The sequence below is a fragment of the Shewanella benthica KT99 genome, assembly GCF_000172075.1.
GTDB classification, from domain to species: Bacteria; Pseudomonadota; Gammaproteobacteria; order Enterobacterales; family Shewanellaceae; genus Shewanella; species Shewanella benthica_A.
The window spans coordinates 17,889-32,642 of sequence record NZ_ABIC01000001.1 but is presented as its reverse complement, the minus strand read 5'-3'; the positions used below and the strand labels follow the sequence as shown (position 1 = coordinate 32,642).

At 45.5% G+C, this 14,754-nt stretch carries 10 protein-coding genes, 1 pseudogene and 1 riboswitch; of the genes and pseudogenes, 7 read left to right on the top strand and 4 right to left on the bottom strand.

What is annotated here, in order from left to right:
• Positions 1-224 precede the first annotated feature (224 nt).
• From KT99_RS00115 to KT99_RS00090, 6 genes are all read left to right on the top strand, one after another.
• A complete protein-coding gene (locus tag KT99_RS00115; RefSeq protein WP_005495687.1) occupies positions 225-635 on the top strand; it encodes a hypothetical protein in 411 nt (136 codons plus the stop codon).
• Positions 610-1,167 carry a class I SAM-dependent methyltransferase gene (locus KT99_RS00110; protein WP_005495685.1) on the top strand — a complete coding sequence of 186 codons (558 nt, stop codon included), beginning with the start codon at positions 610-612 and terminating at the stop codon, positions 1,165-1,167. The genes KT99_RS00115 and KT99_RS00110 overlap by 26 nt, the downstream gene beginning before the upstream one ends.
• A gap of 149 nt (positions 1,168-1,316) precedes the next feature.
• Positions 1,317-1,622: a hypothetical protein gene (locus KT99_RS00105; RefSeq protein WP_040571410.1), complete on the top strand. Its 306-nt coding sequence runs from the start codon at positions 1,317-1,319 to the stop codon at positions 1,620-1,622.
• A 136-nt stretch (positions 1,623-1,758) separates the two neighbouring features.
• On the top strand, positions 1,759-2,436 hold the full coding sequence (gene rluA, locus KT99_RS00100; RefSeq protein WP_005495681.1) for a bifunctional tRNA pseudouridine(32) synthase/23S rRNA pseudouridine(746) synthase RluA: 678 nt from the start codon (positions 1,759-1,761) through the stop codon (positions 2,434-2,436).
• Between the two features lie 213 nt (positions 2,437-2,649).
• A complete protein-coding gene (asnC, locus tag KT99_RS00095; protein ID WP_005495678.1) occupies positions 2,650-3,111 on the top strand; it encodes a transcriptional regulator AsnC in 462 nt (153 codons plus the stop codon).
• 160 nt (positions 3,112-3,271) lie between these two features.
• Positions 3,272-7,090 carry a S8 family serine peptidase gene (locus KT99_RS00090; protein WP_005495676.1) on the top strand — a complete coding sequence of 1,273 codons (3,819 nt, stop codon included), beginning with the start codon at positions 3,272-3,274 and terminating at the stop codon, positions 7,088-7,090.
• Positions 7,091-7,166: 76 nt separating this feature from the next.
• On the opposite strand, the gene KT99_RS00085 is transcribed toward KT99_RS00090, so the two are convergent.
• From KT99_RS00085 to KT99_RS00075, 3 genes are all read right to left on the bottom strand, one after another.
• A complete protein-coding gene (locus KT99_RS00085; RefSeq protein WP_005495674.1) occupies positions 7,167-8,273 on the bottom strand; it encodes a succinylglutamate desuccinylase/aspartoacylase family protein in 1,107 nt (368 codons plus the stop codon).
• 57 nt (positions 8,274-8,330) lie between these two features.
• Positions 8,331-9,680: a lysine-sensitive aspartokinase 3 gene (gene lysC, locus KT99_RS00080; protein ID WP_005495672.1), complete on the bottom strand. Its 1,350-nt coding sequence runs from the start codon at positions 9,678-9,680 to the stop codon at positions 8,331-8,333.
• 147 nt (positions 9,681-9,827) lie between these two features.
• A riboswitch (Lysine riboswitch) is annotated at positions 9,828-10,003 on the bottom strand.
• 104 nt (positions 10,004-10,107) lie between these two features.
• A complete protein-coding gene (locus KT99_RS00075) occupies positions 10,108-10,551 on the bottom strand; it encodes a DUF3293 domain-containing protein (protein ID WP_040571408.1) in 444 nt (147 codons plus the stop codon).
• Positions 10,552-11,121: 570 nt separating this feature from the next.
• Here KT99_RS00075 and arcA point away from each other — a divergent pair.
• A pseudogene (arcA, locus tag KT99_RS00070) lies at positions 11,122-11,840 on the top strand (two-component system response regulator ArcA).
• 261 nt (positions 11,841-12,101) lie between these two features.
• Here the strand turns inward: arcA and KT99_RS00065 are convergent.
• On the bottom strand, positions 12,102-14,354 hold the full coding sequence (locus KT99_RS00065) for a S9 family peptidase (protein WP_005495666.1): 2,253 nt from the start codon (positions 14,352-14,354) through the stop codon (positions 12,102-12,104).
• Positions 14,355-14,754: the final 400 nt, after the last annotated feature.

The following is a 14,754-nucleotide window of genomic DNA, read 5'->3' as shown; positions in this document are numbered from 1 at the left end:
GCTGTGTAAGTTTTTTTGAGCTAGCTAACTTATAAGGGCAACCGCATAAATCATTAAATACCTTATTTAGTATCTAAAAAAATAGGCCATGCTGTCGTATATCGACAGCATGGAACCTAGCATCTAAGAAAGGCATTAGTGAATTTCTCCCAATACCACTTCACAGTCGGTTATTTCCTGATAAGCTAATGGCTCTCCAACACCTAGCCAGTATCCGCTCTCATATGAAAAACACTAAGTTATCTGAAAGGCAATTTTGGTTGCAAAGACTTGGAAAAACAGCTCTTAGAGCGATACACATTTTGGGAATAACAGGAGCCGGGGGTGGTATTCTGTTGGGCGTGGCCCAAGAAGATTGGCTCGTCTATTGGTGTATGGCCATGACGACAGGCTCACTGCTCATGTTATGGGAAATAGTCAGGGATTGGCGCTGGTTAATCCAATTAAAAGGCGTACTAACCTTAGTAAAACTAGGTCTATTGACCCTTTTCATTCCTTTCGCAAGCTACAAGCCTGAGCTGTTAATCACAGTGTTACTCCTTTCTGTTGTCGTCTCGCATGGCCCGGCAGGTTTAAGGCATTTTTCAGTTATACATGGACGAAGAATCGATGCAAGAAAAGAAGTTAAAGGCTGAAATGGCCTCTAGACTCATCACCGAGAGTCTAGAGTTAAGCCTGTTAGATAAGAGTGAGGTGTTAGATCTCGCCTGTGGCAGTGGCCGTAATGGGCTCTGGTTTGCCGATAAGGGCCATAGAGTCACCTTTATTGACAAGTCACTGGCTAATCTCAGTGTGCCTTCAGAACCACACACAGGTTCGATTCCAACAGGACACACCTGTCTGGCATGGGATCTAGAAGATGGCTCTGCGCCAGAACTGGTGCAAAATAAGTATGACCTCGTCTTAGTGTTCAACTATTTACATAGGCCACTTTTCCCACAGATTGCTGCCACAGTAAAACCTGGCGGCTTGATCGTTTATGAAACCTTCATAGATAAACAGGCTGAAATCGGGCGACCGAGAAACCCAAAGTTTCTGTTGAAAACTAATGAACTCAAAAATGAATTTGAGAAATGGGCTCTTGTGCATTATTTTGAAGGGAAGGTGATGAATGGTTCAAACCTCAGCTACAAGGCACAATTGATCGCCCGCAAGCCTGATTGTTAAGCTAGAATGCAAGTTGAGTAAAAATGGAAGTTAACAGATTATTTAAGTTAGAATGGAAATTAAGCCACTAAATTAGATATGGCTAGAAAAAAACAAGAAGAATAAACAGCCAGAAAAACCTAAGCTCAATATTACAAGGAAGATAGAATATGGTGCTAAATTCAGAACAGTCACGACATATCGCTCCGCCCATGCTTACCGGACTCATGGTCTTGTGGGCTCTCTTGAGCCGACTCCTTTTCAGCGACACGCATTTTGCACTCAGTCACGCCGTCAGCTTCTACCCCGTGTTATTATTATTTCCAGCGGTTGTGATACTTCATGGACACTTGATCTGGCAGGCTCGAGGAATGGATCGACTAGATCAAGCCGTCTACGCCTTGATTCACTCACTACTCTCATTCGTGGTTTGGACTTTTTCGTTAATGCACGTTAACGGCAACAGCTTCTCTTGAGGGAAGCTAAATCAATACTAGTCAAGCAATATCCGTAAGCTAGATTGAAAGAAATTCCTTCAATTTGAACTTTTCACTTGTCTAGCCCATCTACTAACAGTTATCTTTGCCTCGTTTTCTCATTTAGGCGCTTTCAATGTCAGACTTTATTTACTCTCCACCAACCGATCCTTGGCTCGAAATCATCTATCAAGATAAAGATATTTTGGTAGTAAATAAACATTCAGGACTACTTTCTGTACCGGGTAGAGCACCTGAACATCAAGATAGCGTCTATAGTCGTGTCTTAGCCGAGTATCCCAATGCCCAAGTAGTCCACAGATTAGACATGGCAACATCGGGGGTGATCCTTGTTGCGCTGAGGAGAAATGCTGAAAAAGAGTTAAAGAGACAGTTCAGAGAGAGAGAGACTAAAAAGACATATTACGCGCGAGTTGCGGGACATATAAAGCAACAAAAAGGCAGTGTAGATCTGCCCTTAATCTGTGACTGGCCCAACCGACCTAAACAAAAAGTAGATCATGAAATTGGCAAGCCATCTTTGACTCATTTTGAAGTGATCAGCTATGCAAAACGCTCTACACTGGTCAAACTGACCCCTATAACGGGTCGCTCTCATCAGTTAAGAGTACATATGATGGCCATAGGCCACCCTATACTCGGTGATAACTTCTATGCAGATCCTTTAGCTAAGCGCTTAGCAAGTCGATTACTACTGCACGCACAAGAGCTCACTATCAAACAGCCATATTCAGGTCGTGTGCTTACTTTTAACTGCGAAGTGCCTTTTGTGACTGCTGAAAACAACCAGTAGGGCATAAGCTCAAAGAGTATAGGGGCCTCCCCCTTTCACATCTCAGACTTCACTTACAGTGGCAAATGACAACCAGACTCACTTTTCATCCATTGTCACTCGCTACCTACCGCTATATTTACTGATTTGATATCAATCACACCTTATTAATAGAATTTCATCATAATTAAAGGTAAGTTACTTATCATTAGTTATTACTTTAAGAATTTTATTATGGAAACATCATTTCAACGAGACAAACTCGATAATCAAATCTTATCTGCATTGATGAAAGAGGCTAGGACGCCATTTGCAGAGCTGGCTAAACGTTTTAACGTCAGCGCAGGTACCATTCACGTTCGCGTCGAAAAGATGAAACAAGCCGGGATCATCACAGGCGCACAGATAACTGTCAATCCTAAAGCGCTTGGCTACGATGTCTGCTGCTTTATTGGCATCAACTTAAAGAGTGCTGGTGATTACCCAGCTGCCATATCTAAGTTAAACGAACTAGAAGAGGTGGTAGAAGCCTATTACACCACAGGAAATTACAGCATTTTTGTAAAGGTTATGTGCCAATCCATCGACGAATTACAGCATGTGCTCATTAATCGCATTCAATCCATAGATGAAATTCAGTCTACCGAAACATTAATTAGTTTGCAAAACCCCATTACAAGGGCTGTTAAACCATAGATTAAATATAAATAAGTTATTCCGCCTATTTAGTAGACTAAACAATGTAAATTGCAACTTTTCCCTCCATTCGTGTTAATAATATGTAACTCTTGTGTTACAAAGTACACAGCTCCAACAATCGATAGCAATAACAGCAGCACTCGTATCGAGTGCTGTCATGGCAAGCGGTTCAGGTTCATATACTGCAAATCAGTTTTCTCCAGAATTAACTTCTGTAGATAATTATAAAAAATCTCAGGTATCTAATTCGGCAATTTCATCACCACAACGGTTTATCATTGAACTAGAATCACCAGCGATAGCTAAATATCAAGGTGGTATACAAAGTTTTGCAGCAACAGCACCAGCTAAAAAAGGTCAACGTGTTGATACCCAGTCTGCACCAGCTATAAGTTATGCGAGTCATCTACAAAATCAACAACAAGCCTTTAAGTCCTCTCTGTCCAAAATAGCCCCAAATGCTAAAATTGAACGCAGTTTTAAGACTCTATTTAACGGTGTAACCCTTGTGGGACAAGGATTATCACTCGAGCAACTTGCAGCGATGCCAGGTGTAAAATCTGTTTACCCTGAGACCATGTATGAAACCAACATGGATGCATCACATGAGATCATCAATAGCGCAGCCATGTGGGCTGCCGTGTCAGGCATGGAAAATGCGGGTAAAGGCATTCGTGTAGCTATTATTGATACTGGTATTCGCCCTGAAAACCCTATGTTCTACGGTGAAGGCTTTACTAAACCTACAGCTAATATGCCTGCAGATGACTACTGTTCTACGGTAGACACCAGCTTCTGTAATGACAAGCTGATTGTCGCTCGTTGGTCTCAGCCTACATTTGAAGTTTGCTCTGATGAGCACATGAGCCCGCTTGGCTATGGTGGCCATGGTTCACACGTCGCCGGTACCTCGGTCGGTAACAAGATCAGCATCACCTACAAAGAAGTCGACGTCGATATTTCTGGCGTAGCACCAGCAGCCTACCTTATGGTCTATAAGGCACTTTTCACCAAGGCAGATTGTTCTGGTGGTAGTGGTTCTAACATCATGTTAATGGAAGCACTAGAGCATGCGGTAAATGATGGCGCCGATGTCATCAACAACTCTTGGGGTGGCGGTGCGGGTGGCGATCCAGCTAACAGCCCATACAACACCATGTATGAAGCTGCCGAAGCAGCTGGTGTCGTGGTTGTTACTGCCGCTGGTAATGACGGTAATGGCGCACAAACCATAGGTTGTCCTGCCTGTGTAGAGTCTGGCATCACAGTTGCCAACAGCACCACAGGCCGCTTCTTCGCCAATGGTTTTACAGCAGGTGGCGATGAACTTCTTGCGATTGAAGGCAGCAATGAATTACTAACTGAAGATATCACTCTGCCAGTTATCGCTGCAGTTAATATAGATGCAGAAAACTTTGAAGGCTGTACTGCATTCCCTGCGGATTCTTTTAAAGACGGTATTGCGCTAATTTCTCGTGGTTTATGTGCATTCTCAGATAAAGCCGCTAATGCAGAAGCTGCAGGCGCTAAAGCTATGGTCGTATACAATAGCAAACCAGGTGCCCCTATCAGCATGCATATGCCTGATGCCACCTTACCTGCTGTGATGATTTCCAAGGACGATGGCGAGACGCTCATTGAAGGACTTGGTGATGAAACGACAGGTACCATAGGTGCTGAAGTGAAGCGCATTGCAAATAGTGCATTTGCCGATTTAATTAATTCATCTAGCTCTCGTGGTCCCAATGGCAATCAAAATATCCTTAAGCCTGATTTAGCGGCTCCAGGCACATCTATTCTATCTGCCACATCTCCTGATGAAGATGGAACTGACTTTACCACTATGACTGGAACCAGTATGGCGAGCCCACATGTTGCTGGTGCTGCGGCTCTGATGAGCCAGCTGCATCCAGAGTGGAGTGCCAATGATATCAAGACAGCATTAACGTCTACTGCCCATATGGGCGGAATTTTAGATGATGATGCCGAAACTCCTGCTTCACCTTTTGCTATGGGCGCAGGCCGTATGGATCTTGATGCTGCGGCTAAAGCGGTATTAACATTTGATAAGCCAGCAGTTGCTTCAGACTCTTGTGTAGGCCCATGTACTTTCACGCGTACCGTCTATAACAAAAGTGATGAAACAACATCTTGGTCTCTGTCAGCCTCTGCTGACAGTGCAGGTATCAGCGTATCACCCACTAGTCTTGAACTAGAAGCGGGTGCATCTGCACAGTTCACAGTAACAGTAGACTCGACGTTTAGTGAATATGGCTCTTGGATCTTCGGCAACGTGATGATCAAGAGCAGCCAGGGCATGCAAGACGCCCACCTGCCTCTCGCAGTTATGGCGAAAGAGTCGAGTGATTCATCTTTGATTTCGGTCGTCACCACCGCGACAGATATCGAAGCGAGTGACGAATTCCCTGTCAAGGCTGTGGTGAATAACTCAATTTTCGAAAATACCGTGACGTTCACGGCTTATGCTCCTGAAGGTACTGAACTTACCTCCGCGGACGACGTCATGGTCTCCATGGATGGCGCGCAACAGAATGGCTTTGAGGTCGATGAAGACCTGGGACGTATCACCTGGGTTGGAAAGTTAGACCTTGCTGAAATGAACTCTTTCAAGGATGAAGGTGGTTTCCCGAGCATCATAGACTTAGGCGTGTTGCCTCAACCATGTGAAGACGGATGTGACGAAACAGCACTAACGTTTGATGCTCTCCCTGTCAGCTTTAAATACAATGGCGTCAGTTATGACAGTATCACCATGAGTGATAACGGTATCGCTCTGGTTGGCGGCGGCTCTACCGGTGGTACTTGGAATAATAAAGAGCTACCAGACTCGGCCAGTCCAAACAACATCCTCGCACCCTTCTGGTCTGATTTCGATCTATCGGATACCTCAGGTACTGACACCGGCGGCGGCGATATGGCTATCGGAATATTTGATGGTGGTGACGGTACAGTTTGGCTGGCACTCGAGTGGAAAGATGCACAACTTTGGAATGATGCTTCCGAGACTAAGTACACCTTCAGCATCTGGATTAAAACGGGTGATGAAGAGCAGGTTATATTCAATTACATAGATGTGCCTAACATGCCTGAAAACTTAACTATTGGTGCTGAAAACATCGGTGGTTCGGTAGGCACCACCTTCCATTACAATGGCCAAGGCGGCACAGTAACAACTGGTGACGCCGTTGTCCTTCAAGCGACCACCCCAGGTAGCCTGGAGATCGACTACATGGTGAAGACGACCGAATTTAACTCGGGTCAAACTGACAATGTTTCCGTAGATGAAGAGAAGACTCTGAAGTTTAACGTGCTGGATAACGACATCAAAGATCAGAAAGTCGCCCGAGTGTCTATCTCAGGTGACGGCATGACCGCAGATGCTCAACGCATTATTGACATTGCACCATCTGGCTCTCTAGGCAAAGTGATGCTTGTTGACGAACCTTCCAACGGTGAAGTATCCATAAAAGAAGATGGAAGTGTCGAATATACACCAGAAGATGATTTCTTCGGTACTGACAAATTCAGCTACACTTCTGCAGATGCTGACGGGAATACTGGTGAAGCTACAGATGTATTTATTACAGTAAACAATGTCAATGATGCACCGACTGTGTCTCCTACAGGTATGACAAGTACCGAAGGTTTCGCCGTTAAAGCATCTGCCCACGGCAATGATATTGATGGTGATACTTTAACCTATACTTGGACTCAGACAGCGGGTACCCCAGTCGAGTTTAACAATGGCAATGAGAGCATCAGCTTTACAGCTCCAGCAGGTGATAATGAGTTAGTCTTCTCTGTAGTAGCATCTGACGGCGAGCTTGATAGTGCAGCTGGCTCTGCGACGATTACAGTGAATGCAACTCCTGAAGATACTTCTTCTGCTGGTTCTCTAGGTTGGTTAACTATGCTTTTACTTCCATTTGCAGGCCTACGTCGTCGTAAGCGCTAAGCAATGGTTTAACAAGCTATAAATGAGAAGGGAGCCAAATCGGCTCCCTTCTTTTATCCACTATTGAATGAATGAGTTATATCTCAAATACCTTAGTCATCACCTTATACAGCTCGGTGCCTTGATAAACCGACGCCGAGGCAAAGTGCAGAATCGGTACGCAATCTTGGCTTAAGCTAAGGAGTGTTAAAGCCTTATCTGTGTCATAAAGATCGAGCCGTAGAATATTAGCTAATGGCGCCCCCGCTTTCAGTGGCTCACCCACTTTCGCAAGATACTCGACCATGCCACCGAGAGGCGAATGATACTTCTTATAGTCTTTGAGGTAACAGGCATATCTTTTCATCTTAACCGGAACAAGATTCTGCTCGATCACGCCGCGATCGCTCAGGTAAGCCAAGATACCTTTAGCATCGACCAGAGCGTCTTCGAGATTAATCTTCTCTTGAGAGCCTAGCTCTAAGGTAAAGGCGGCAACTGGTACCTTCAAATCCCTTCCCGCTGATTTCATATGCTCGGTGAGCTGCCACCAAGGGCAGAAGATCGATTCATCCATGGCACCACCAAAATCGTTGGGAATGTACAAGGTATAAGGGATGGAGAAGAAAGATGCCGCCTTAGCATCGTATTCAGGACAATAGAGATGTTTACAAGACTTAGGTCCAGTATGGAGATCTAACACAATATCAGCTTGATGCGCCATCACTTGCAAATTGACCGCCTGCTGGTGCCCGGTAGTGATACCCCACTCGCTGTTTAAGCGTGTGTAGCACCCTGCAACCAACATAGCCCTGTATTGAGCGATCAAGTCTGCATCACTCAGAGAATCATGCGCCTGATACCAAGCTGCCACATCGACTCCATGATCTAGGTATTCTCTATTCCAATTCACACCTGTGATAGGATCGAAACGGCCTAGAGTGAACTCGCCACTTTTTTGATTAATCCCCAGCGGATTAGCCAGAGGCACCAAGGTGATGTCGCCACATACGGTGCATTGCTCCAGCAATTTCATCAGCTGATAGATGACTGCATTGCCCTGCACCTCGGCGCCATGTACATTCGCCTGAATATAGACGCTGGGAGCCGTAGCGCTTTCGCACTCATAGTTAAATATGGGAATGGTGAGATCTTGGCCAGTGGCCAATTCACCTATCTTCAATAATAACTGGGTAAAACTCATATTCCATCCTTCACTTCCTAGCCTCTCAGTCCTAAAACTGAGAATCCAGGCTTTTCATCACTCAAACAAATTCTGATGCAGCGCTCTGACCACCTGTGCGGCTTCCGACTCGGCGACTAAAACACACAGATTGTGCGGGCTAGCGCCCTGACAGATCATGCGCACGTTATGGGGTTCCAGCACTTCAAAAACGCGACGACAAACACCCGGAGTGGACGCAATCTTATTGCCAACGATGGCAACCAGCGCCAGACCGTCTTCGACTCGTACTCGGCAATGCTGAGATAACTCCTGCAACAAAGACTCACTGAGTAGGCCATTTCTGCCAGAATCGGATCCCGTCTTATCTAAGGTCAGTGATACATTGACCTCAGAGGTTGTGATCAGGTCGACACTGATCTTATGCCGGGCTAAAGTCGCAAAAATTTCGGCTAGAAAACCTTGGGCGTGGAGCATCTTCAGGCTATGCAGATTGAGTAATGTTTGATTCCGGCGCACTGTAACCGCTCGATAAACCGGAGCATCTTCAACTTGGTGGCGGATCCAGGTGCCACCTCGCTCGGGCTCTCGGCTAGACCCCACAAAAACTTGAATTTTTTGCCTGACAGCAGGAAGAATGGTGGCAGGATGAAGCACCTTAGCACCAAATGTCGCCATCTCAGCAGCTTCATTGAAGCTAATCTCCGCAATAGGGCGGGCTTTAGGTGCGATGCGAGGATCTGTGGTATAGATGCCGGCCACATCCGTCCAGATCTCAACGGTAGTCGCCTTCAGGGCCTCGGCTAACAAGGCCGCGGAGTAATCACTCCCCCCACGGCCCAGCGTCGTCGTAGCGCCAGCAGCATCGGCGCCAATAAAGCCCTGAGTCACGATGCGCTGCGAGGATAACAGTGGAGCTAAATACTCAGCGGCTAACAGAGATATGGTCTTTATTTGTGGTTCGGCTCGTCCAAAATGACTATCGGTACGCATCACCTGACGCACATCGAATGCACTGGCCGCCGCCCCTTTCCCCCTTAGCACTGCGGCAAACAAAGCCGATGAACATTGCTCACCTTGAGCAAGCAGCTCATCCATCCTTGCCTTATTTCTATTTTTACTCAGCTCTTCACCCAATACAGAGATACGGCTTAATACGGTATCGAGTCTTGCGGCAACCTCTTGCGGGCTACCAAGGGAATCTAAAATTTGATATTGAATATAGGCTATCTGCTTAATGAGCTGCATTCTTCGCTCTTCACCTATGTGCTCTTGGGTCAACTCCACCAGCAAATTGGTGACACCACTCGAAGCACTCACCACCACCACACGGGTATTAGGATTAGCGAGAATAATATCTGCACAACGACTCATGGCGGCATAATCGGCAAGAGAAGTACCGCCAAACTTAGCGACAATAAGCGACATTATACAGCCTCCACAAAATGCAGACACTGATATGGTTCATTTGAAAATAAATATGGATATAAAACAAACATGATTACACTCCGAACTGACTTTGTTCGAAGAGCCCGATGCAAAGATTACGCACCCCAGAGATGGGAAACAGCGATCACCACCAGAAGCTCTCCACCAATAAACAGGTGACAACCTAAGGAATTCAGCCCTTTCGACCGACATAGAGTAATTCCAAATACTCAGATATCTCGGCGCTAATCTCCCTCATAAGTCATTATCAGAGTTTGGATCCTTCAGACTTGCTACCTAGCTAACGCTCCTCTTCTGTACCTCGCACTCTGTCGCCATTGCTCAAAAAGAGAGCGAGGAAGTAGAAATTATCAAATTTTGGCTGACCAAGCAATGATAAATCTCAACTATTGCAGAAAGATTTAAGCTAATAATCAAAATCCGGCAGCTCGCTCACCAAGTTAACCCGATCAGAAAAGTCGCCGATGATGAGCTCTTGTTGATGCTCAGCTTGAGAGAACAGGCAAGGAACTAAGGCTAACTGGTTATTATCAACAAAATAGATCGCATTCTGCTTAAATTTCAATCCCAGATATGCCGCACTGAGCTTATCGATAGCGACTGCCCAGCTTTTTTCCATATGAGTTCGGTCACGGGATGTCCCCACTACGGCACGATAGGGTCGGTTAAATTTCTCTATCGCGAGCAGTAGTTGTCTATCAAGGAGTCGATTTTGACAAGATGAGAGGATCTGGCCCTGGGGATTGTGGGCCGTAATGATTGCAAAAGATAACTGAGAAGATAACGTTTGGGTAAACAGAAATTCAGTTTCTTGGTAATGCTGCCACAATCGCTTATTTGACTCTATCATCTTGACCATATCCTCAATTTGATTGAATTTATTATAGCAAATTTAGTATATCCGCATATTGGCGTGATAAAGGTCACTAAAAGCATTTTTAACACCCTCATTTATCAATAACTTACCTGGCAAAGTGTGACGCAGGTCAAAACCACAAGTAATTTTGTTAACATTTCATTTGTTAACAATTGCCTAAAACGAGTACAATAGACCAGTCGGTTGGTTCTGCATCATTTATTACTATGATGCATTTTGTTACAAGTGGAGCTGACATAGAATTTACAGCCAGCCAGATTTCTGTATAAAATGCGACCAGTGCTTAGTTTCGCATTTAAACTTCATAAATATTTATTAATATAGGGAACTAACCCTAATATTGTTACTCGAAGTGAATACAGTTCGCGTTCCCCTTTATTGATATACGCATACCTAATCATGGAGGTGTGTTGCTGTTTCAGGCAGTTTGAAACTGCACCTATCGTAGATCAGTAAGCATTAGCATGACAAGTTCGAGCGTATTTAGCACTGATAACACGCGCTCATAGTTAGAATTGATTTGAACAAATTAGGTAAATTAATATGCAAAACCCGCACATTCTGATTGTTGAAGATGAAGCCGTACCCGTAACACGCTAAGAAGTATTTTTGAAGCTGAAGGATATGTGGTAACTGAAGCCAATGATGGCGCAGAAATGCATAAAGCCATGCAGGAAAATAAGATCAACTTGGTTGTTATGGATATCAACCTTCCTGGCAAAAACGGTCTTCTGTTAGCACGTGAACTTCGTGAAATAAACAATATCGGTCTAATCTTCCTAACGGGCCGAGATAACGAAGTTGACAAAATTTTGGGCCTTGAGATTGGTGCAGATGATTATATCACCAAGCCATTCAACCCACGTGAACTGACTATTCGTGCTCGCAACCTATTGAACCGTGTCAATAGCACAGGTACGGAAGCCGAAGATAAGAGCAGTGTTGAGTTCTACCGTTTCAACGGTTGGAGTCTTGAAATCAACAGTCGTTCTTTGGTCAGCCCACAAGGTGAGCCATACAAGCTACCACGTAGTGAATTCCGCGCTATGCTGCACTTTGTTGAGAACCCAGGCAAGATCCTTAGCCGTGCCGACCTTCTAATGAAGATGACGGGCCGCGAGCTTAAGCCACATGACCGTACCGTTGACGTAACGATTCGTCGTATCCGTAAGCACTTCGAAAGCTTGCCAGATACGCCAGAAATCATCGCCACGATTCACGGTGAAGGTTATCGTTTCTGCGCTAACTTAGAAGAAGCATAAAGCGAACGCTTTATGCTTCTTAAATAAAAACCAGCCTAAGGGCTGGTTTTTTTGTATATGGACTTCCTATAACTAAAAAGTTATCCCCGGTGGCCAATGAGGGGGTTTATGTCTGGAATAAAGCTGGGAAGCTTCTAAAGGCGAAGAAAGTTTTTAAAAGCTAAGAAAGCTTTAAGCTGTAAGGCCCAAGCCCTCAAGCCTAAAGACTCAGCTCTTACTTACGACTTACGACTTAAAACTTACCACTCGCAGACTCGTGGTTTATTTCAATTCTTTCTCGAGAAAATCGGCCAGTGAGCGATACAAGTGCGTTCTTACTTTTTCGCCGCGCATCGAGTGCTTTGACCCCGGATAATCTATCATTTGAAATAGCTTACCCTCATCCTGCAACGCTTTATACACCTTGGTACTGTTCTCAAAAAGTACATTGTCATCGGCCATGCCGTGATACATCAGCAAGCCAGATTGATAGCCTTTCACATATGGCAGTACGCTGTTGGCCTCATAGCCTTCGGCATTCTGTTGCGGATGGCCAAGATAACGCTCGGTGTAATGGGTGTCATATAAGGCCCAGTCAGTCACTGGCGCACCAGAGATGGCGGCCTTAAAGTAATCCGGCGCCTTAAATATGCCCATCAAAGCCATATAACCACCATAGCTGTGGCCGTACAAGGCGATGTTAGCGCTGTCAACATAGGCAAGTGTACGCAGGTAATCGACACCCGTTTTCTGGTCGTTGACTTCCGCTTCGCCTAAGTGCTGATAGATCACATGTTCAAATTGAGTGCCGCGGTGCGCCGAACCTCGGTTATCGAGCTGGAACACGATATAACCTTGCTGGAGTAAATACTGAGTGAAGTAATCTTGATCGCTCCAACTGTTAACCACCAACTGAGCGTGGGGGCCACCGTAGACTCGAACGACTACAGGATATTGCTTGTCGGCGCTAAAATTTGTCGGTTTAAACAGACGATACTGCAGCGCTTGGCCATCTTCCGCTTTAATCTGGCCAAACTCAGGTAACTGCCACAAGCCGAAGAAGGGATAGAGAGGATGTGTCTTATCCACCTCGTTCTCTTCTACCCAAGCGAGTTGCTGACCCTTATCACCATGTAGGCTGATCTGCGGCGGTTGTGATAAGCTGCTAAAATAGTCCAGATAAACGGCTTCATTCTCGGCAAACACAGGTGAGTGCATACCGCTTCGCTGACTGATATTCTCGACTTTGCCACCGTTTAAAGGCACGCGATAAAGATGTTTCTCGGTAACCAGAGTTTTACGGCCAGTAAAGTAGATCCATCCCGTTTTCTCATCCACCAGCTCGACTTCATCGACGGTCCAGCCTCCCGATGTCAGCTGTTGCTTCACCTTGCCATCCAGCCCAATCAGATACAGGTGCTTGAAGCCATCACGCTCCGAGGCCCAAATGAAGCTCTCTTGCTGCTTTAAGAAATGCAGATCATTATTTAGATTCACCCAGGCATCACTGCGCTCTTCGACTAAAACTCTAGATTTATCGATCTGAGCCAGAGACACCACTCTGAGATCTAAGCTTTGCTGATCTCGGCTCTGCCATTGATAGGATAATCGCTTACTATCGGGCAACCAGTTAACTCTGGGCAGGTAAATATCTTGTTCTTTGCCAAGGTCGACCCAGATTTCCTTCTGCTCGGCGAGTGTCACCACGGCTAATTTAATCGTGACATTATTCTTACCCGCATAGGGATACCTTTGCTCGGTTAATTTGATGCCATCGGCATAGATCTCATTGCGAGTCACCAACTCAACGCCAGACTCATCGATACGGGTATAGGCGATGGCCGACTCATCCGGTGACCACCAGTAGCCAGTCATGCGGCCCATCTCTTCTTGCGCGACGAACTCGGCCATGGCATTTTTTATCGCCCCACCGCCATCAGTAGTCATGGCGGTGAGCTTGCTGGTTTTCAGCTCTAACACGAACAGATTTTGATCTCGTACAAAAGAGACATAATTTCCCTTAGGAGATAAACGAGCATCGGTGACAAAGCCGTCACCCGTAGGTAGCAAGTTTACTTCACCATCATCAACTGAAAAATAGTAAAGCACGCCAGAGGCTGGAATGAGTATGGCCTGGCTATCATCAGACCAGAAATACTCCATGATCCCCTGACCATATATGCGTTGGCGCTCTCGTCTTGCCTTCTCTTCATCAGAAAGCTCGCCTATGGTGAGCTTATCCGCATCGACTAGTATCGACTTCTTACCACTGGCCACATCCATCTGCCACAAGTCATAGAAATACTGATCATCTTTACGTCCGGCAAGATAGGTCACTCTTTTACCGTCGGGTGAAAGCTTAAGCCCCCTGGGACTCGTGCCAGCCAATGCGGGGGAAGCGTATAGCCTTTCGATGCTCAGAGGCGTAGCCCCTCCCTCGAATGAGCGCTCTTTTTCTGCATTAGTCGTACTGGTGATTGTCGAGCAAGCCGTATTTGATAGAATCATAGGAACCGCCAATAGCGCTGATGTCATCCATTTTATTGTCATTATTATGTCCTGGACCTGAATGTAATTACCGCATGCCGACTAATACCAATCCCACTAATATTGTGATCTTTCAGCGGGAATTCAAAGCGCTGTAGGCAAGACGAATGCTTGAAGCTAATAGTTATTCTATATCGAAAGCATCTAACGCAGCATAAAGTGCTTTGAAACTCGCCCTTCGGGAGCCTCTCAGGCATTCCACTTCTGCTTTGCATTAACTTAAAAGGGAATAACCATTTCCTCATCAATGCGCCTTGAATTGAAAAGCCTGAATGGCTCTGAACTGAGCACTTATTTAGTGAGATTGGTATCACTCACAAACGATATAAATATCGCTGACATTGTGCACTAAAGTCCGCAGAAACTGAAACACACTGCCCAAGTTATA

What these genes read in the sequence shown, in the direction of transcription:
- lysC (WP_005495672.1), bottom strand. Translation starts at nt 9,680, where the DNA reads ATGTCGCTTATTGTCGCTAAGTTTGGCGGTACTTCTCTTGCCGATTAT.
- KT99_RS00105 (WP_040571410.1), top strand. Translation starts at nt 1,317, where the DNA reads ATGGTGCTAAATTCAGAACAGTCACGACATATCGCTCCGCCCATGCTT.
- KT99_RS00065 (WP_005495666.1), bottom strand. Translation starts at nt 14,354, where the DNA reads ATGACATCAGCGCTATTGGCGGTTCCTATGATTCTATCAAATACGGCT.
- KT99_RS00110 (WP_005495685.1), top strand. Translation starts at nt 610, where the DNA reads ATGCAAGAAAAGAAGTTAAAGGCTGAAATGGCCTCTAGACTCATCACC.
- asnC (WP_005495678.1), top strand. Translation starts at nt 2,650, where the DNA reads ATGGAAACATCATTTCAACGAGACAAACTCGATAATCAAATCTTATCT.
- KT99_RS00115 (WP_005495687.1), top strand. Translation starts at nt 225, where the DNA reads ATGAAAAACACTAAGTTATCTGAAAGGCAATTTTGGTTGCAAAGACTT.
- KT99_RS00085 (WP_005495674.1), bottom strand. Translation starts at nt 8,273, where the DNA reads ATGAGTTTTACCCAGTTATTATTGAAGATAGGTGAATTGGCCACTGGC.
- rluA (WP_005495681.1), top strand. Translation starts at nt 1,759, where the DNA reads ATGTCAGACTTTATTTACTCTCCACCAACCGATCCTTGGCTCGAAATC.
- KT99_RS00075 (WP_040571408.1), bottom strand. Translation starts at nt 10,551, where the DNA reads ATGATAGAGTCAAATAAGCGATTGTGGCAGCATTACCAAGAAACTGAA.
- KT99_RS00090 (WP_005495676.1), top strand. Translation starts at nt 3,272, where the DNA reads ATGGCAAGCGGTTCAGGTTCATATACTGCAAATCAGTTTTCTCCAGAA.